An 18,661-nucleotide genomic window follows, 5' to 3' on the forward strand; every position below is an offset into this window, starting at 1 on the left:
ACCCCCACCGTCCGCGTACCCGACAGGTCGAGGAGTTGCCATGGTTGACCCCACCATCGCCGAATCCGACGTGGCGCTCGCCCGCCGGCTCGCCGCCGACGCCGGTGAGCTGCTGCTACGGGTACGCGCCGACCACGGTCACGCCGATCCCGCCGCGTTGAAGGCCGCCGGTGACCGGGCCGCCCACGACCTCCTGCGGGCCGAGCTGGCCCGGTGCCGCCCGGCCGACGCGGTGCTCTCCGAGGAGGACGAGGGTTCCCGGCTGGTGGACACCGGCGACGGGGTGTCCCGGCGGACCGCCGGGCGGGTGTGGATCGTCGACCCGTTGGACGGCACCCGGGAGTTCTCCGAGCAGGGCCGCGCCGACTGGGCGGTGCACGTGGCGCTCTGGGCCCGCGACGCGGCGACCCCGCACGGGCTGGTCGCCGGTGCGGTCGCGCTGCCGGCGCAGGGCCGGGTGCTGACCACCGACGTCGCCGACGCGCTGCCTGCCGCGCCGCCCCCGCCCGACGGGGTGATCCGGTTGGCCGCCAGCCGCAGCCGTCCCCCCGCGTTCCTGGCCGCGCTGGCCGGGGAGGTCGGCGCGGAACTGGTGCCGATGGGTTCGGCGGGGGCGAAGATCGCGGCGGTGGTGACAGGTGACGTGGACGCCTACATCCACGCGGGCGGCCAGTACGAGTGGGACTCCGCCGCGCCGGTGGCGGTGGCCACCGCCGCCGGGTTCCACGCCTCCCGCATCGACGGTTCCGCGCTGACCTACAACGAGGCCGACCCCCGGCTGCCGGACCTGCTGGTCTGTCGCGGCGAGCTGGCCGTGCCGCTGCTCGCCGCGCTGCGGCGGCAACTGGCCGGTACGGCGGCCACCTCCGGTTCCCCCGTCCCCCACCCCGGAAAGGACCCGCGATGAGCAGCGGATCGGCTGCGTACCAGGTCTCCCAGCTCGACGAGTTGGAGGCGGAGAGCATCTTCGTGATGCGTGAGGTGGTCGCCGAGATGGAGCGGCCGGTGCTGCTCTTCTCCGGCGGCAAGGACTCGATCGTGATGTTGCGGCTGGCGCAGAAGGCGTTCGCGCCGGCCGGCATCCCGTTCCCGGTGATGCACGTGGACACCGGGCACAACTTCCCGGAGGTGCTCGACTACCGCGACCAGCGGGTGAGCGAGCTGAACCTGCACCTGATCGTGGCGAGCGTGCCGGAGGCGCTGACCCGGGGCCTGGTCCGTGAGTCGGGTGACGGGATGCGGAACCGGATCCAGACGCCTGTGTTGTTGGACGCGGTGGAGAAGCACCGGTTCGACGCGTTGTTCGGTGGGGCGCGGCGGGACGAGGAGAAGGCGCGGGCGAAGGAGCGGGTGTTCTCGTTCCGGGACGAGTTCGGGCAGTGGGATCCGAAGAACCAGCGGCCGGAGTTGTGGTCGTTGTACAACGGTCGGCATCATCCGGGTGAGTCGATCCGGGTGTTCCCGTTGTCGAACTGGACCGAGTTGGACATCTGGCACTACATCGCCCGGGAGCGGGTGCCGTTGCCGTCGATCTACTACGCGCACGACCGTGAGGTGATCGAACGCGACGGCATGCTCTACGCCGTCAACGAGTTCTTCACCCCCCGCGCGGGCGAGGAACCCTTCACCGCCCGGGTGCGGTACCGCACCGTCGGGGACGCGTCGTGCACCGCCGCCGTCCGCTCCGACGCCGACACGGTGGAGAAGGTGATCGACGAGGTCGCGTCGACCCGGATCACCGAGCGGGGTGCCACCCGGGGCGACGACCGGGTCAGCGAGGCCGCCATGGAGGACCGCAAGCGGGAGGGCTACTTCTGATGAGCACCGAGATGCTGGCACCGGCCGGTTCCCCGGCCGAGGCCCGACCGATGGACCTGTTGCGGTTCGCCACGGCGGGCAGTGTGGACGACGGCAAGTCGACCCTGATCGGTCGGTTGCTGTACGACACGAAGTCGTTGTTCACCGACCAGTTGGCCGCGGTGGAGGCGGTCAGCGCGGCCCGGGGCGACGAGTACACCAACCTGGCGTTGCTCACCGACGGCCTGCGCGCCGAACGGGAACAGGGCATCACCATCGACGTCGCGTACCGGTACTTCGCCACCCCCCGGCGCAAGTTCATCATCGCCGACACCCCCGGGCACACCCAGTACACCCGCAACATGGTCACCGGCGCGTCCACCGCCGACCTCACCCTGGTCCTGGTGGACGCCCGTAAGGGACTGGTGGAGCAGTCGCGGCGGCACGCGTTCCTGTGCTCGCTGCTGCGGGTGCCGCACCTGGTGCTGTGCGTCAACAAGATGGACCTGGTCGACTTCTCCCAGGAGGTCTTCGAACGCATCGCCGACGAGTTCACCGCCTTCGCGGCGAAACTCGACGTGCCCGACCTCGCGGTGATCCCGGTGTCGGCGCTCCAGGGTGACAACATCGCCACCCGGTCGGAGAACATGCCCTGGTACGAGGGGCCGTCGCTGCTGCACCACCTGGAGCACGTGCACATCGCCTCGGACCGCAACCTGGTCGACGTCCGGTTCCCGGTGCAGTACGTGATCCGCCCGCAGTCGACCACGGTCACCGACTACCGGGGCTACGCCGGGCAGGTCGCCTCCGGCGTGCTCAAGCCCGGCGACGAGGTGATGGTCCTGCCGTCGGGGTTCACCAGCCGGATCGCCGCCATCGACACCGCCGACGGCCCCGTCGACGAGGCGTTCCCCCCGATGTCGGTCACCGTCCGCCTCGACGACGAGATCGACGTCTCCCGGGGCGACATGATCTGCCGGCCGAACAACACGCCCACCGTCGCCCAGGACATCGAGGCGATGGTCTGCTGGATGGACGAGACCCGCCCGCTGGAGATCGGCGGCCGGTACGTCGTCAAGCACACCACCCGTTCGGCGCGTGCCATCGTCCGCGAGCTGCACTACCGGCTCGACATCAACACCCTGCACCGGGACGAGACCAGCACCGCGCTGGCGCTCAACGAGATCGGCCGGATCAGGCTGCGCACCACCGTGCCGTTGCTGGTGGACGACTACCACCGCAACCGCACCACAGGGGGTTTCGTCATCATCGACGAGACCACCAACCGCACCGTGGGCGCGGGGATGGTCATCCAGCGGGACTGACCCCGCGCTCCGCGTCGGCCGGCCCGGCCCCCTCCCCCGCCGGGCCGGCCGAACCACGTCACCCCCGGTCGGCGCTCGGCGGGCCGAACCAGCGGGCGAGCGCGGCGGTCAACCCGTCGGCGTCCGGCCGGTCCGTCGGGGACTGCCAGGCCACATGGCAGTCCGGGCGCAGCAGCAGCGCGGTCGGCAGGTCGTCGCCGGGTGCGTCGGCCGCCGCGCCGCCCGACGTGAACCGTCCGGTGAGCACGTCGACCCGGTCCCGCCACGGCCCGGCCGCTCCGGCGTGACCGCCGGTGGGGTCGAGCAGCAGCGGGCGGGCGGTCCGGGTCAGCTCGGCCAGCCGGACCGGGCCGGTGCCGCCGTGCCACACCAGGTCGGGTGCGAAGCGTCCGACCAGCGGCCCGTCGGCGTCGCCCATCGGATAGCGGACGTCCGCCCCGGCCAGCAGGGCGGCGACGTGGGCCGCGTTCTGCGGCCGGTCGAGCAGTTCACCGAGGAGCACCCGCAGCGCGGTGACCTCGCTGCCGGGGGCGATCAGCGCCGACTGGGCCTGGGTGGACATGGTGACCCGCGCCGCAGCCGGACGGCGTTCCGCCTCGTAGGAGTCCAGCAGCCCGCTCGGGGCCCGGCCGCGCACCTGGGCGGCCAGCTTCCAGCCCAGGTTCACCGCGTCCTGCAGGCCGAGGTTGAGCCCCGGCCCGCCGATCGCCGAGTGGACGTGGGCGGCGTCGCCGAGCAGCAGCACCCGCCCGGCGCGGTACCGCTCGGCGAGCCGGGTGTTGCCGCCCACCAGGCGGCGCAGCAGGTGCGGACCGGGGCCGGCCGGCGGACCGATCGGCACGTCGGCCCCGAGCACCCGGGCGACGCTGGCGCGCAGCTCGGCGAGGGTCAGTGGCCCGTCGAACCGTGTCGACCCGGGCCACTCGATCGTGCTGAGGGTGACCGGACGCCCGGCGAAGGGGGCCCACACGATCAGCCCGTGCGGGGTGCGGGTGTGCCGGAACGGCGCGACGGTGCCGTATCCGGGCACCACGAGGTCGCCGGTCGCCGCGTCGACCAGCTCCGGGGGCAGGCTGACCTGGGCGGTACGGGAGACGGTGCGGTCGGTGGACACGCCGGGGAAGCCGATCCCGGCCAGCCGGCGTACGACGCTGTGCCCGCCGTCCGCGCCGACCAGGTAGCGGCAGCCCACGGTGGTGCCGTCGGCGAAGGCGACCCGCACGTCGTCCGCGCCCGGGGTCAGGCCGGTCACCTCGTGTCCCCGTCGGACCTGCACACCCATTTCGGCGACCCGCTCGGCGAGCACCCGTTCCAGGTGCCTCTGCGGGGCCTGGAGCAGGTACAGCGGGTTGTCCGGCACCGCCCGCAGGTCCAGCGGCAGGGCCCCGAAGACGAACCCGGGCGACGGCTGCGGCGGCCCCGGGTCGTCGACGAGGCGGTGGTGCAGGCCGCGCCGGTCGAGCAGCCGGACCACCTGACCGACCAGCCCGTTGGCGCGCTGCTCGGTGGTGGGGGCGGACAGCCGTTCGCAGACGACGGGCCGGACGCCGGCCAGGGCCAGTTCGGCGGCGAGCAGGAGACCATTGGGGCCGGCGCCGACGATGAGGACGTCGATCATCGCGGGTTCCTTTCGAGGGCATGGCGGACCGCCGCCGGGGCGCGGCGGAGCACGGGCAGGACCGGGCACCCCGACGGGGTGCGGGTGGGCGCGGTGGATCGGGCTTGCACGGTTCGGCGGGAACGGTCGGCGCGGCGCGGTGGGACCGGGCGGCGGTCGGGTCAGCGGGGCGTGGGGGGCGGCAGGCCGGCGGCGAGCCGGGTCAGCGCGTCGGGGAGCAGGTATTGCATCGCCACGGGCGGATCGGCGCGCAGGTAGTGCCGGATCGCGGCGTTCACGGCGGCGTTCACGCTGGCCGCCACGAGATGCGGATAGAGGTCGCGGTCGGGGTCGGTGCCGGTGCGTTCGGCGACGGCCGCGGCCAGGTCGGCCTCGGCGATCGCGCCCGCGCGCAGCATCTCCGCCTGCAACGCCGGCTCGGCCAGCATCACCGCGAGCCCCTCGACCCATTCGGCGTGGGCGCCAGGCGGCGACCGGGTGACCTCCGGGCCGGGGGCGAACCGGGTCAGCGTCGCCGCGATCAGCGCCGTCCACAGGGGTTCGTCGGCCGGCCGTCGGCGCAGCGCCTCGGCGACCTGCCGGCTGCGGTCGAGGTGCCGGAAGGCGATCGCCTCGGCCTTGCTGGAGAAGTAGTTGTTGAACGTACGCGGGGACACCCCCACGGCCTGGGCGATGTCCTCCACCAGGACGTTGTCGAAGCCCCGGGCGACGGTCAGCCGGATGGCCGCCCAGCTCAGCGCCGCCCGCGTCTCCGCCTTCTTGCGCTCCCGTAGCCCGCTCACCCACCCAGCATAGCGGAAAGTGCGTGGCACGCAATATTGCGTGCCACGCACTTTCCTGCTGTTCGCAGCGTCCGGTCAGGCGGGCAGCGCATGCCGGGCACGACCCCGACGACGGAAGGCGAACCCGGTGAACAGGAGCAGGACCACCGCCGACGCGACGAGCCCGCCGGTGAGCACCAGCCCGGAACGGTCCCTGCTGGTCGCGGCGGCGGCCGTCGATCCACCGAAGGAGACGGTTCCGGTCGCGGTGCGCTTGGTCCAGCCGCTGGCGAGGTCGAGCCGGGCGCTCCACGGCCCGTCGGGCAGCCTCGGGTCCAGCAGCACCCGCACGGTGGTGGTGCCGCCGAGAGCGAGCGTGTCGGCCTCGGCGCGGACCGGCCCGACCGACAGCCCGCCCGGGCCGTCGGTGAGGCGGAGCTGGCCGGCGAGGTCCAGCGCCCGCTGCCCGGTGTTGCGCACCTCGGCGGTGACCACCGGCGCGCCGTCGCCGTCCCGGTGACCGGTGAGCCCCGACACCTCGAAGCCCGACGGGGGTTCGCCGCCCGGCCCGACCGACAGGTACACCCGGATGCCGGCCCGGCCGATGTTGCGGACGTTCGCGCCGTCGGTGGTGGACACCTCGGCCCAGATGACCGCGTACCGCTCCCCGGCGGAGGCCTTCTCCGGCACCACGATGGTCACCGTGAGCACCGCCTCGTCGTCGGGCTCCAGTTCCACCTCGCCCTGGTCGACGGTGATCCAACTGCTCAGCTCGTTGGGCGTCCGGTCGGGCGCGAAGACGAAGCCGGTGCGGTCGATCTCGGCGGCGGCCGCGTAGACGGCGATCTTCCGCTCGATCTCCGAGACGTTCTGCACCACGATCCGCCGCTTGATGGTCGTCCCGGGATGGACGTGGTCGACGATGTACTTGTGCGCGCGGCTGTCGTCGCGCCGGTTCACCGGGGCGTCGAGCAGCCGGATGCCGACCGCCGCGGCGGGGCCGCTGAAACTCGGGTTCGGCGGGGGCGACGGCGACGCGGCAGACGCCGGTGTCCCGGCGGTCACCAGGACGGTGACGGCCAGGACAACGGCACGGAGTCGGTCAGGCCACCGAATGGGTCACCGTCCCCGTGTAGAGGCCGCCGACGGCCGCCGGCGGCAGGGTGATCCGGAGGCTGGGGTTCCAGGTGGCCGAGTTGTTGCCGCTGCCGGAGGTCTTGGAGAAGGTCGTCCGGGGCAGGTTCAGCGTCACCGCGTCGGCCGAGGTGGGCTGGCCGGGCACGAAGGTGCCGGTGCCGGTGGTGGAGATCGCCGGTCCGGACCAGTACTCCACCAGGTTGGGCAGGATCGTCTCCGGACCGGTACCCCCACCCGTGGTGAACGCGGTGCTGGTCACCGACGCGGTCCAGGTCGCCGAGAGCGCCGCCCGGTTGTCGGTGACCGTGACGTTGCCGAGCGAGCCGGTGATGGTGGAGCCGGCGAAGGACGCGCCCAGGTTCACCGACGGCGGGACGGTGATGTCCAGGTTGGCGGTCGACACGGTGAAGGTGACGGTGGTGTCGCCCGACGGGGCGGCGGCGGCGGGCGATGCTACGGCGAGCACCGCTGCCCCGGCGGCCAGGGCGAGCAATGGCTTCTTCATGCCCACCACGCTAATTATCGAACGCGCACATAGGGAGCATTCAGCGCGAATCACTCATTAGGCGACAGAGTGCGTGATGGTGCCGGTATAGACGCCTGTCACCGCCGCAGCGGGGATCGCCACCCGGAGGGTGGGCGCCCAGCTCACGCTGTTGCGCTGGTTGCCCGAGGTCTTGCTGAACGCGACCCGCGGCACGGTCAATGTCACCGCCTGCGCGGCGGTGGCCTGACCCGGCACCTTGGTGCCACCGCCGTTCTGCTTGGTCACCGGTCCCGACCAGTAGGAGACCTGGGTGGTGGCGATGGTCTTGCCCGCGCCACCCCCGGCGGTGATGAACGCCGTGGCGGACACGGTGGCCGTCCAGGTGTTCGGGTTGGTCGTCCGGGTGTCGTTCACGGTGACGGTGCCCAGCGAGCGGCTGAGGGTGACCCCGGGCACGCCCGCGCCGAGGCTGGCCGTGGGGGGCACGGTGATGTCCAGCCCGACCACCAGCGCCATCGCCCGCACGCGGGGGACGGGTGCCGCGCCGGGCGGTGCCACACCGCCCACGAGCAACAGCGGACTGACCAGGGCTGCCAGGAAATGCACGAACGACACTATAGGACGCTTATGGGCGTTTTGTCCAATATGAAGTGGGGTTCACCCCTCCCCCGAACCAGTGCGGGCCCCGGCCGTCGGCCGGGGCCCGCGCAGCGGGGTCGGATCAGGAGAGGTCGAACCGGTCCAGCTCCATGACCTTCGTCCAGGCCGCCACGAAGTCGGTCACGAACTTGGCGCCCGCGTCCTGGCTGGCGTAGACCTCGGCGAGGGCGCGCAGCTGGGAGTTGGACCCGAAGATGAGGTCGACCGCGGTGGCGGTCCACTTCACCTCGTCGGTGGCCAGGTCCCGGATCTCGTAGACGTGCTCCTCGGACTCCGACGCCTTCCACCGGGTGCCCGGGGAGAGCAGGTTGGCGAAGAAGTCGTTGCTGAGCACACCCGGCCGGTCGGTGAGCACGCCGTGCGTCGTGCCGCCCACGTTGTTGCCGAGGGCCCGCAGGCCGCCGACGAGGACGGTCATCTCCGGCGCGGTCAGGTTGAGCATGTACGCCCGGTCGACGAGCAGCACCTCCGGCTGGGTCTTCTCACCCGGACGCAGGTAGTTGCGGAACCCGTCGGCGCGCGGCTCCAGCACGGCGAACGACTCGACGTCGGTCTGCTCCTGGCTGGCGTCGGTGCGGCCCGGCCGGAACGGCACGGTCACCTCGACACCCGCGGCCCGGGCGGCCTGCTCGACGGCGGCCGAGCCGGCCAGCACGATCAGGTCGGCCAGCGAGATCTTCGCGCCACCGGCGTCGTTGAACTCGCGCTGGATCCCCTCCAGGGTCGCCAGCACCGTCGCGAGCTGCTCGGGCTGGTTGACCTCCCAGTTGCGCTGCGGTTCGAGGCGGATCCGCGCGCCGTTGGCGCCACCGCGCTTGTCGGTGTGCCGGAAGCTCGCGGCGGAGGCCCAGGCGGTGCTGACCAGCTGTGCGGTGCTCAGGCCGGAGTCGAGCACCTTCGCCTTGAGCGCGGCGACGTCGGCGTCGGAGACCAGCTCGTGGTCGACGGCCGGCACCGGGTCCTGCCAGAGCTGCGGCTCGGCGACCCAGGGGCCGAGGAAGCGGCTGACCGGGCCCATGTCGCGGTGCAGCAGCTTGTACCAGGCCTTGGCGAACGCCAGCGCGAACTCGTCGGGGTGCTCCAGGAAGCGCCGCGAGATCTTCTCGTACGCCGGGTCGACGCGCAGCGACAGGTCGGTGGTGAGCATCGTCGGCTTGTGCTTCTTGGCCGGGTCGTGCGCGTCCGGGATGATCGCCTCGGCGTCCTTGGCGACCCACTGCTTGGCCCCACCGGGGCTGGTGGTCAGCTCCCACTCGTAGCCGAAGAGGATCTCGAAGAAGCGGTTGCTCCACTGCGTCGGCCGGTCGGTCCAGGTGACCTCCAGACCGCTGGTGATGGTGTCGCCGCCCTTGCCGCTGCCGTGGGTGCTCAGCCAGCCCAGGCCCTGCGCCTCCAGCGGGGCACCCTCGGGCTCGGGGCCGACGTGGTCGTCGGCGACGCCCGCGCCGTGGGTCTTGCCGAAGGTGTGCCCGCCGGCGATCAGCGCGACGGTCTCCTCGTCGTTCATCGCCATCCGGCGGAAGGTCTCCCGGATGAAGTGCGCCGCCGCGAGCGGGTCGGCGTTGCCACGCGGACCCTCCGGGTTGACGTAGATGAGGCCCATCTCGGTCGCCCCGACGCCGGCCGACATCTCGGTCTCGGAGGCGTAGCGCTCGTCGCCGAGCCAGGTGTCCTCCGGACCCCAGAAGATCTCCTCGGGCTCCCACACGTCCGGCCGGCCGAAGCCGAAGCCGAAGGTCTTGAAGCCCATCGACTCCAGGGCCACGTTGCCGGCGAGCACGAGCAGGTCGGCCCAGGAGATCTGCTGGCCGTACTTCTGCTTGACCGGCCAGAGCAGCCGGCGGGCCTTGTCCAGGTTGGCGTTGTCCGGCCAGCTGTTCAGCGGCGCGAACCGCTGCCCGCCGTCACCGGCGCCACCGCGGCCGTCCTCGATCCGGTACGTGCCGGCGGCGTGCCAGCTCATCCGGATCATCAGGCCGCCGTAGTGGCCGAAGTCGGCCGGCCACCAGTCCTGCGAGGTGGTGAGCACCTCGGTGATGTCCCGCTTGAGGGCCTCGACGTCGAGCTTGGCGAACTCGCGGGCGTAGCTGAAGTCCTCCCCCAGCGGGTTGCCCTTGGCCGAGTGGGCGTGCAGGACCGAGAGGTCGAGCTGGTTGGGCCACCAGTCCCGGTTGGTACGCGGACGCCCTCCGGTCTTCGGCTTCGGGGAGTCGATCGCCGGGTTCTCGCTCTCGCTACCCTGCGCGGTCACCGAGTCGTGCGCGACCGGACAGCCGGCCGCCGCCTTCTGGTCCACGCCCTGCGCACTGACGGGGGCGTTGTCCTGGGTGTCGCTCATGTACTTCCTTCCGAACTGGTGGATCACTGGGAGGTGCGGTCGGCCGCGCAGTCGGGGCAGGTGCCCCAGTAGACGACCTCCGCCTCGTCGACCACGAACCCGTGGTCGTCGGAGGCGGTGAGACACGGCACGTGACCGACGGCGCAGTCGACGTCGGCGATCACGCCGCAGGAGCGGCAGACGACATGGTGGTGGTTGTCCCCCACCCGTGCCTCGTAGCGCGCGGTGGACCGGCCCGGCTGGATGCGGCGCACCAGGCCGGCCTCGGTGAGCGCCCGCAGCACGTCGTAGACCGCCTGGTGGGAGACCGTTGGCAGGTCGGACCGGACCAGCGCGATCACCGTGTCGGTGTCGACGTGCGGATGGTCCCGCAGCGCGGCGAGCACGGCCAGTCGGGGCCGGGTCACGCGCAGCGAGGCCGCCCGTAACTGTGCCTCGAGGTCGGCCGTCATGGGTCGACCATAGTCCGCTGTTCTGGAGCAAATCAAGTTTACGGCCGGCGTGGCGGCACACGTCCCTCCCCTGGGTGACGCATGACTCACGCAGTGCGACCGGTGCGGTGGTGGAAGCGGACGGGTGGGCTCAGCGGCGACGGGGTGGCGCGGTGCTGCCCCGCACCACCAGCGACGTGCCGAGCTCGTACCGGTCCTGGACGAGTGGCTGGCCGTCGGCCAGGGCCAGCGCCAGACGGGCGGCGGTGGCCCCGATCTCCCCGAACGGCTGCCGCACCGTGGTCAGCGGCGGTGCCAGCCAGGCCGCCTCGTCGACGTCGTCGAAGCCGACGACGCTGAGGTCGTCGGGGATCCGCAGGCCGGCCTCCCGGGCCGCCGCGTAGACGCCCAGCGCCTGCAGGTCGTTGCCGCAGACCACGGCGGTGGGCGGCGTGGCCCCGGCGAGCAGCTCGACGCCGAGCCGCAGGCCGTCCTCGAAGGTGAACACGCCGCTGCGTTCGAGCCGCTCGTCGAACGGCACGCCCGCGTAGTCCAGCGCGGCCCGGAAGCCGTCGCGGCGGGCCCGCGCCGACAGGTCCCGGACCGGGCCGGTGAGCACCCCGATCCGCCGGTGGCCGAGGTCGACGAGATGGCGGGTGGCCGACAGCGCCCCGCTCCAGTTGCCCGACCCGACGGCGGGGACGGGGAACAGGTTGCCCACCGGGTCGACGGCCACCAGCGGTATGCCGGCGGCGGCGAAGCTCGCCCCGTCCTCGGCCGTCACCAGGGAGAAGACCGTGATCACGGCGGCCGGTTGGCGCAGCAGCAGCGCCTGCGCCCAGGGTTGCCCGGCCCGCAGGCGGTGCTGCACGTCGGTGAAGCCGACCGTGTGGTCCCGGGGGCCGGCTACCTCCTGCACCCCGCGCAGGATCGGCATGGCGATCGAGGAGAGCATCTGGTGGAAGACCACCTCGATGCAGGGCGTCACGCTCCCGGGCGGTCGACGGCGGTAGCCGTGGTCGCGCAGCAGCGCCTCCACCCGCTGCCGGGTCTGCTCACCCACCCCCCGGCGGCCGTTGAGCACCTTGGAGACCGTCGGCGGGGACACCCCGGCGAGTTCGGCGATCGTGGCGAGGGGCAGGTCGCCGCGTCGGGGCTTGCGGGAGCGGCGACGTCGACCTTCCTCGATCACACAGGGAAGTCTACGTGCGCCGGCGTGACCGCCCCGGGCACCGGCGAGGGTCCCCGACCGCGCCGGCTGCCGCTCAGTGCGGTGCCGCCACCGGCCGGTGGGTGAACCAGTCGAACGCCGCGCTGCCCCCGGTGACGTACATGCCGACGACCCGGCCGGTGAACCCGGCGGCGACCTCGGTGGACAGGTAGCGTCCGTCGAGTTCGGCCAGTACGACGGCACCGGCCGGGCCCGCCACCTCGAAGGTGACCATGTCGCAGCCGGCCGCCCGCACCCCCCGGGGCGCGGTCCGGGCCACCAGGTCGGCGGCGGAGGTCACGGTCGGTGGGTAGAGGTCGTGGGTTCGGGTGGCGATCGTCAGCACCACCGGGCCGTCCGGCACGGCGTGGGTGGCGAAGACCTGTCGGAACGGCCCGGCCCGGCCGATCACCCGGACGGTGCCGGCCCGGACCTCCAGGTCGTAGTGGTGCGCCTCGTCGATGCGGATGGTGAGCCCGGCGGTGCCGGTGCCCGGGTCCACCCGGACGCTGGTCCGGCTGTCGTGGTACCGCTGCCGCAGCGCCACGATCGTCGCACCGGCGAGGTCGAGGGTCGCGCCCACGGCGTGCAGGGTGAGCCAGCCCGGCCTGGCGGTCAGCGACCAGCAGTCGTCCGGCCGGCTACGGGGCGAGATCCACTCGGGCGCGAGGACTGTCGCGTCGAAGTCGTCGCGGAAGGCGTCCGGGCCGGCCGGGGCGGCACCGGCCGGGGCGCTGCCGGGGGGCGCGGCGGTGATCTCCCGGACCGGGTCGACGACCGGCCAGCCGTCGACCCAGCGCACCGGGGCGAGGAAGGTCTCCCGGCCGAGGACGTGGTAGGGCGGCCACTGGCCCCGGGCCCGGATGCCGAGCAGGACCAGCCACCAGCTGCCGTCGAGCGCCTGGACCAGGTCGCCGTGCCCGGTGGCCTGCACCGGAAGGTCGGTGCCCCGGTGGGTGAGGATCGGGTTGGCCGGCGCGGGGGTGAACGGGCCACGCGGGCTGCGGGAGCGGGCGACCGACACCGCGTGGCCGGTGTGCGTGCCGCCCTCGGAGAGCAGCAGGTACCACCAGCCGTCGATCCGGTAGAGGTGCGGGGCCTCCGGGTACTGGCCGCCGGTGCCCGACCACAGGGGCAGCGGCCCCTCCAGCACCCGGCCGCCCTCCGGGTCGATCCGGTAGGCATCCACGCCGGAGGTGGTCAGCCAGCAGGTGCCGTCGTCGTCCCAGGCCAGCGAGGGGTCGACGTGCGGCAGGTCGAAGTAGACCGGATCGGACCAGGGGCCGGTGGGTTCCGGCGCGGTGACGATGAGGTGCCGACCCAGGCTGACGTTGGTGGTGACCAGCCAGAACCGGCCGTCGTGGTGGCGCAGGGTAGGGGCGAAGATGCCCCGGGACGCCTCGGTGTCGGCGGGCAACGCCAGCTGGCCGGGCCGGTCCAGGATGTTGCCGATCTGCCGCCAGGTGACCAGGTCACGACTGTGCAGCAGGGGCACGCCCGGGAAGTACTCGAAGCTGGAGCAGACCAGATAGTAGTCCGCGCCGACCCGGCAGACGCTCGGGTCGGGGTGGAATCCGGGGACGACCGGATTGCGGTAGGACGCTCCGCTGGACACCACGCGCACCTCCTCGACGGCACAGGCACAGTGGACGGTGCCGGCACGGGCTATCCGGGTTCAGAAATGTTTGCGATAACATTTCGCAATCCCGGATGCTACGGAAGGTCACCTTCCGGTTCAAGGCCGGCACTGCCGCCCCATGCCGTGCGGGCGGCGGACCGTCCCCGACATGTCCCGCCGGAACCGGCCCTGAGCTGGCATCCCACCTCGGCGCGCCACCCGTCCGGGCACCCCGCTGCGCCGAGCGGTCACTGCTCGGCGCGGCGGACGGACGGTGCCCCGGGCCCACCGACCGGGTCAGGAACATTCGCGCAACATGGCCGTCATATCTTGACGGAGCCCAAGGAATCCACGAGAGTCCATATGTGGCGAGATGGTGCGCCGCCGGGAGCTCGACGCGCCGTCACGGTAGTCATGGATACCGACGTCAGGGCGCGACGGGCCGCGCCTGTTAGCGATAACAGCAGGGTTTCCGCTGCGGCCGATCGGAACACCGGTCCGGGCCGGGTGGCGGTCGACCGTGTCCCCCGCACCTGGTGCACGGCGACGGCCACCAGTGTCGCCCTCCCCCTCCACACCCGGCTCTGATCCGCACCCCCTGGGAGAGAACATGTCTGAAGTGACCCGAAGGAACGTCCTCAAGGCCGGAGCGGTGGGGGCCGGCGCCGCGCTGGTCCCGGTCGCCTGGACCGCCACCGCCCGCGCCGGCTCGGCCGCACCACCGCAGGTGCTGGCCGCGAACGACCTCGCCCTGTGGTACGACGAAGGAGCCGGCACCGACTGGCTGCGCGCGCTGCCGATCGGCAACGGCCGGCTCGGTGCGATGGTGTTCGGCAACGTCGACACCGAACGGCTCCAGCTCAACGAGGACACCGTCTGGGCCGGTGGCCCGTACGACTCGGCCAACACCCGGGGCGCGGCCAACCTGGCCGAGATCCGGCGACGGGTCTTCGCCGACCAGTGGACCTCGGCGCAGGACCTGATCAACCAGACGATGATGGGCAACCCGGGTGGTCAGCTCGCGTACCAGACCGTGGGCAACCTGCGGCTGGCGTTCGGGTCGGCCAGCGGGGCCAGCCAGTACGTCCGCACCCTCGACCTCACCACCGCCACGGTCACCACGACCTACGTGCTGGGCGGGGTACGGCACCAGCGGGAGGTGTTCGCCAGCGCACCCGACCAGGTGATCGTGGTGCGGTTGACCACCGACCGGGCCAACGCGATCACGTTCTCCGCCACGTTCGACAGCCCGCAGCGCACCACCGTGTCGAGCCCGGACTCCGCCACCATCGGGCTGGACGGCATCTCCGGCAGCCAGGAGGGGGTCAACGGCTCGGTCCGCTTCCTGGCCCTGGCCAACGCCGCAGTGACCGGGGGCACCGTCAGCAGCTCCGGAGGCACCCTGCGGGTCTCCGGGGCCACCAGCGTCACCATCCTGATCTCGATCGGCTCCAGCTACGTCAACTACCGCACCGTCAACGGCGACTACCAGGGCATCGCCCGCACCCGGCTCAACGCCGCCAAGGGCGTGGCCATCGAGCAGTTGCGCAGCCGGCACCTGGCCGACTACCAGGCGCTGTTCAACCGGGTGAGCATCAACCTGGGTCGTACGGCCGCGGCCGACCAGACCACCGACGTACGGCTCGCGCAGCACGCGAGCAGCAACGACCCGCAGTTCGCCGCGCTGCTGTTCCAGTTCGGGCGGTACCTGCTGATCTCGTCCTCGCGGCCGGGCACCCAGCCGGCGAACCTCCAGGGCATCTGGAACGACTCGCTGACGCCGCAGTGGGACTCGAAGTACACCATCAACGCCAACCTGCCGATGAACTACTGGCCGGCCGACACCACCAACCTGTCCGAGTGTTTCCTGCCGGTGTTCGACATGGTCAAGGACCTGACGGTAACCGGTGCCCGGGTCGCCCAGGCGCAGTACGGCGCCGGCGGCTGGGTCACCCACCACAACACGGACGCCTGGCGGGGCGCGTCGGTGGTGGACGGTGCACTGTGGGGCATGTGGCAGACCGGTGGCGCGTGGCTGGGCACGATGATCTGGGACCACTACCTGTTCACCGGTGACCTGGGTTTCCTCCAGACCAACTACCCGGCGCTCAAGGGCGCCGCCCAGTTCTTCCTCGACACGCTCGTCGCCCACCCGTCGCTGGGCTACCTGGTGACGAACCCGTCGAACTCCCCGGAACTGCCGCACCACTCCAACGCCAGCGTCTGCGCCGGGCCGACGATGGACAACCAGATCCTGCGGGACCTGTTCGACGCCGCGGCCCGCGCCAGCGAGATCCTGGGGGTGGACAGCACGTTCCGGTCGCAGGTGCGTACCGCCAAGGACCGGCTCCCCCCGACCCGGGTCGGTTCGCGGGGCAACGTGCAGGAGTGGCTGGCCGACTGGGTGGAGACCGAGCGGAACCACCGGCACGTCTCCCACCTGTACGGTCTGCACCCCAGCAACCAGATCACCAAGCGGGGCACCCCGGCCCTGTACGAGGCGGCCCGCAAGACCCTGGAGCTGCGCGGTGACGACGGGACCGGCTGGTCCCTCGCCTGGAAGATCAATTTCTGGGCCCGGCTGGAGGACGGTGCCCGCGCCCACAAGCTGTTCAAGGACCTGGTCCGCACCGACCGGCTCGCGCCGAACATGTTCGACCTGCACCCGCCGTTCCAGATCGACGGCAACTTCGGCGCCACCTCCGGCATCGCCGAGATGCTGCTGCACAGCCACACCGGTGAGCTGAACGTGTTGCCCGCGCTGCCCAGCGCGTGGCCCACCGGGCAGGTCGCGGGCCTGCGCGGGCGTGGCGGCTACACCGTCGGCGTGGCGTGGAGCAGCGGGCAGCCCACCGAGATCGGCATCCGCGCCGACCGCGACGGCACGCTGCGGGTGCGGTCACGGCTGTTCACCGGCAGCTTCACGCTCACCGACGTCGCCGACGGCAGCGTGCCGGCCACCACCCGCCCGGAGACCGACGTCGTCCAGTTCGCCGTCCAGGCCGGGCACACCTACCGGGCGGCCCGGCCGGGCGTGACGCCGACCCCGACGCCGACCGCCACGCCCACCGCCACCCCCACGCCGACCCCGACGACGCCGGCGCCGACCACCCCGGTCCCGACGACGCCGGTGCCGACCACCAGCTCCCCCGCACCCTCGGGGGCCCGGGCGACGTACGCGGTGACGGGCTCGTGGTCGGGTGGCTTCCAGGCGGAGGTCACGGTGACCGCCGGCGCGACCGCGATCCGTGGTTGGACGGTGTCCTGGACGTTCCCCAACGGGCAGACCATCAGCCAGATCTGGGGCGGCTCGCACACCCAGAGCGGCGCGAACGTGACCGTGAAGAACGTCGACTACAACGGGACGCTGGCCGCCGGAGCCTCCACCACGTTCGGCTTCATCGGCACGGTGAACGGCACCAACAACGCGCCGACGAACCTCACCTGCACCACGAGCTGACCGGCACCGGGCGTGTCGTCGCCACCTCGCTGTGCCCCCGGGCCGGCCGAGGTGGCGACGACACGTCCCGCCCCTGCCGGCACCCAGGACCCCCGAGTGAAACGGACGGAAGAGCATGAGAAGACCATCTACCCGTAGCCGTCGGCTGTTGACCGCCGTGGCGGCGGGCCTGCTGCTGGTGGCGGGCCCGGCGGTGGCGCTGCGGACCTCCCCGGCGCTGGCCCTGAACAACGGTGTGGCGCGGACGCCGCCGATGGGGTGGAACAGCTGGAACACGTTCGGCTGCAACATCAACGAGGCGTTGATCCGGCAGATGACCGACGCCATGGTCAGCTCCGGCATGAAAGACGCCGGCTACCAGTACGTCGTCGTCGACGACTGCTGGATGAACCCCAACCGCGACTCCGCCGGCAACCTCCAGGGCGACCCCACCCGCTTCCCCTCCGGCATGAAAGCCCTCGGCGACTACATCCACGCCCGCGGCCTCAAATTCGGCATCTACCAAGCCCCCCTCGACAAAACCTGCGCCCAATACTTCAACTCCTACCCCGGCGCCACCGGCAGCCAAGGCCGCGAAGCACAAGACGCCCGCCAGTTCGCCAACTGGGGCGTCGACTACCTCAAATACGACTGGTGCTCACCCACCGGCACCATCGACGACCAGGTCCGCGCCTTCGCCAAAATGCGCGACGGCCTCGCCGCCGCCGGCCGACCCATCGTCCTGAGCATCAACTCCAACAGCATCCACTCCAAAACCGGACCCCAACGCGACTGGGGCGACGTCTCCAACATGTGGCGCACCACCGAAGACATCACCAACACCTGGAACAGCGGCCAAACCAACGGCTACCCCATGGGCATCCAAAACATCATCGACGTCACCGTCCCCCTCGCCGCCCGCGCCAAACCCGGCGCCTTCAACGACATGGACATGATGGAAGTCGGCCGCGGCGGCATGACCGACACCGAAATGCGCTCCCACTTCGCCCTCTGGGCCATCCTCGCCTCACCCCTCATCGCCGGCAACGACCTCCGCACCATGAACACCGCAACCCAAACCATCCTCAAAAACGCCAACCTCATCGCCATCAGCCAAGACCCCCTCGCCCTCCAAGCCAGCCAGGTCTCCTTCGACGGCACCCGTCGGGTCCTGGCCAAACGACTCGCCAACGGCGACACCGCCGTCGCCCTGTTCAACCAGGGCAGCTCCACAACGACGATCACCACCACCGCCGCCGCCATCGGGCTGTCGGGCAGCTCGTTCACCCTGCGTGACGCGTGGACCAACACGACCAGCACCACCTCCGGAGCCATCTCGGCCAGCGTGCCGGGTCACGGGACGGTGGTCTACCGGGTCAGCGGCGCGACCAGCACCCCCACCCCGACCGTCACTCCCACCACGCCGGCCCCGACCACCCCGGCTCCGACGACCCCGGCCCCGACCACGCCGGCTCCGACCACCCCGCCGCCGGCGGCCATTTCCTGCCAGGTCAGCTACGGGATCACCAGCCAGTGGCCGGACGGGTTCCAGGCCGAGGTGACGATCCGCAACACCGGCACCACGGCGGTCAACGGCTGGAGCCTGCGCTGGTCGTTCGCCGACGGGCAGCAGCTCAACCAGGCGTGGGGGGTCACCTACACCCAGAACGGCGCACAGGTCACCGCCAGCAGCGCCGGCTGGAACGGCCTGCTCAGCCCCGGTGGCAGCGTGGGCTTCGGGTTCATCTCCAGCTGGTCCGGCAGCAACGCCAAGCCGACCGCGTTCACCCTCAACGGCCAGACCTGCACGGTGGCCTGACCGGGTTGACGGAAACGACGG

14 protein-coding genes are annotated in these 18,661 nt (G+C 72.0%); 5 read left to right on the plus strand and 9 right to left on the minus strand.

Annotated elements, in window-relative coordinates:
* Positions 1 to 40 precede the first annotated feature (40 nt).
* From ACN268_RS08705 to ACN268_RS08715, 3 genes are read left to right on the plus strand one after another with little or no spacing between them, the layout of a single operon-like run.
* Complete coding sequence (locus tag ACN268_RS08705) at positions 41 to 907, plus strand: 3'(2'),5'-bisphosphate nucleotidase CysQ (RefSeq protein WP_421482623.1); 867 nt, start codon at positions 41 to 43, stop codon at positions 905 to 907.
* Positions 904 to 1,818 (plus strand): sulfate adenylyltransferase subunit CysD, encoded by a 915-nt coding sequence (gene cysD, locus ACN268_RS08710; RefSeq protein ID WP_421482624.1) that lies wholly within the window; start codon positions 904 to 906, stop codon positions 1,816 to 1,818. Before ACN268_RS08705 ends, cysD begins: the two co-directional genes overlap by 4 nt.
* Positions 1,818 to 3,122, plus strand: coding sequence for a sulfate adenylyltransferase subunit 1 (locus tag ACN268_RS08715; protein ID WP_421482625.1), 1,305 nt, complete (start codon positions 1,818 to 1,820; stop codon positions 3,120 to 3,122). Before cysD ends, ACN268_RS08715 begins: the two co-directional genes overlap by 1 nt.
* A 58-nt stretch (positions 3,123 to 3,180) precedes the next feature.
* On the opposite strand, the gene ACN268_RS08720 is transcribed toward ACN268_RS08715, so the two are convergent.
* From ACN268_RS08720 to ACN268_RS08760, 9 genes are all read right to left on the minus strand, one after another.
* Complete coding sequence (locus ACN268_RS08720; RefSeq protein WP_421482626.1) at positions 3,181 to 4,740, minus strand: FAD-dependent monooxygenase; 1,560 nt, start codon at positions 4,738 to 4,740, stop codon at positions 3,181 to 3,183.
* Positions 4,741 to 4,901: 161 nt separating this feature from the next.
* A complete protein-coding gene (locus ACN268_RS08725) occupies positions 4,902 to 5,522 on the minus strand; it encodes a TetR family transcriptional regulator (RefSeq protein WP_421482627.1) in 621 nt (206 codons plus the stop codon).
* Positions 5,523 to 5,597: 75 nt separating this feature from the next.
* Positions 5,598 to 6,566: a hypothetical protein gene (locus tag ACN268_RS08730; RefSeq protein ID WP_421482628.1), complete on the minus strand. Its 969-nt coding sequence runs from the start codon at positions 6,564 to 6,566 to the stop codon at positions 5,598 to 5,600.
* A 37-nt stretch (positions 6,567 to 6,603) separates the two neighbouring features.
* The gene (locus tag ACN268_RS08735) at positions 6,604 to 7,143 is read right to left on the minus strand and encodes a hypothetical protein (protein WP_421482629.1); all 540 of its coding nucleotides are present in this window, start codon (positions 7,141 to 7,143) and stop codon (positions 6,604 to 6,606) included.
* 57 nt (positions 7,144 to 7,200) lie between these two features.
* Positions 7,201 to 7,731 (minus strand): hypothetical protein, encoded by a 531-nt coding sequence (locus tag ACN268_RS08740; protein WP_421482630.1) that lies wholly within the window; start codon positions 7,729 to 7,731, stop codon positions 7,201 to 7,203.
* Positions 7,732 to 7,846: 115 nt separating this feature from the next.
* Positions 7,847 to 10,123: a catalase/peroxidase HPI gene (katG, locus tag ACN268_RS08745; protein ID WP_421482632.1), complete on the minus strand. Its 2,277-nt coding sequence runs from the start codon at positions 10,121 to 10,123 to the stop codon at positions 7,847 to 7,849.
* 23 nt (positions 10,124 to 10,146) lie between these two features.
* The gene (locus ACN268_RS08750) at positions 10,147 to 10,575 is read right to left on the minus strand and encodes a Fur family transcriptional regulator (protein WP_421482633.1); all 429 of its coding nucleotides are present in this window, start codon (positions 10,573 to 10,575) and stop codon (positions 10,147 to 10,149) included.
* A 130-nt stretch (positions 10,576 to 10,705) separates the two neighbouring features.
* Positions 10,706 to 11,746: a LacI family DNA-binding transcriptional regulator gene (locus ACN268_RS08755; protein ID WP_421482634.1), complete on the minus strand. Its 1,041-nt coding sequence runs from the start codon at positions 11,744 to 11,746 to the stop codon at positions 10,706 to 10,708.
* Between the two features lie 73 nt (positions 11,747 to 11,819).
* Positions 11,820 to 13,382 carry a glycoside hydrolase family 43 protein gene (locus tag ACN268_RS08760; RefSeq protein WP_421482635.1) on the minus strand — a complete coding sequence of 521 codons (1,563 nt, stop codon included), beginning with the start codon at positions 13,380 to 13,382 and terminating at the stop codon, positions 11,820 to 11,822.
* A 610-nt stretch (positions 13,383 to 13,992) separates the two neighbouring features.
* Here ACN268_RS08760 and ACN268_RS08765 point away from each other — a divergent pair.
* Entirely contained in the window at positions 13,993 to 16,842 is a 2,850-nt protein-coding gene (locus ACN268_RS08765; protein ID WP_421482636.1) for a glycosyl hydrolase family 95 catalytic domain-containing protein, read from the plus strand.
* Positions 16,843 to 16,957: 115 nt separating this feature from the next.
* On the plus strand, positions 16,958 to 18,640 hold the full coding sequence (locus ACN268_RS08770; RefSeq protein WP_421482637.1) for a cellulose binding domain-containing protein: 1,683 nt from the start codon (positions 16,958 to 16,960) through the stop codon (positions 18,638 to 18,640).
* Positions 18,641 to 18,661: the final 21 nt, after the last annotated feature.

The organism is Micromonospora sp. WMMD735, from assembly GCF_049178995.1.
Lineage (GTDB): Bacteria > Actinomycetota > Actinomycetes > Mycobacteriales > Micromonosporaceae > Micromonospora > Micromonospora wenchangensis.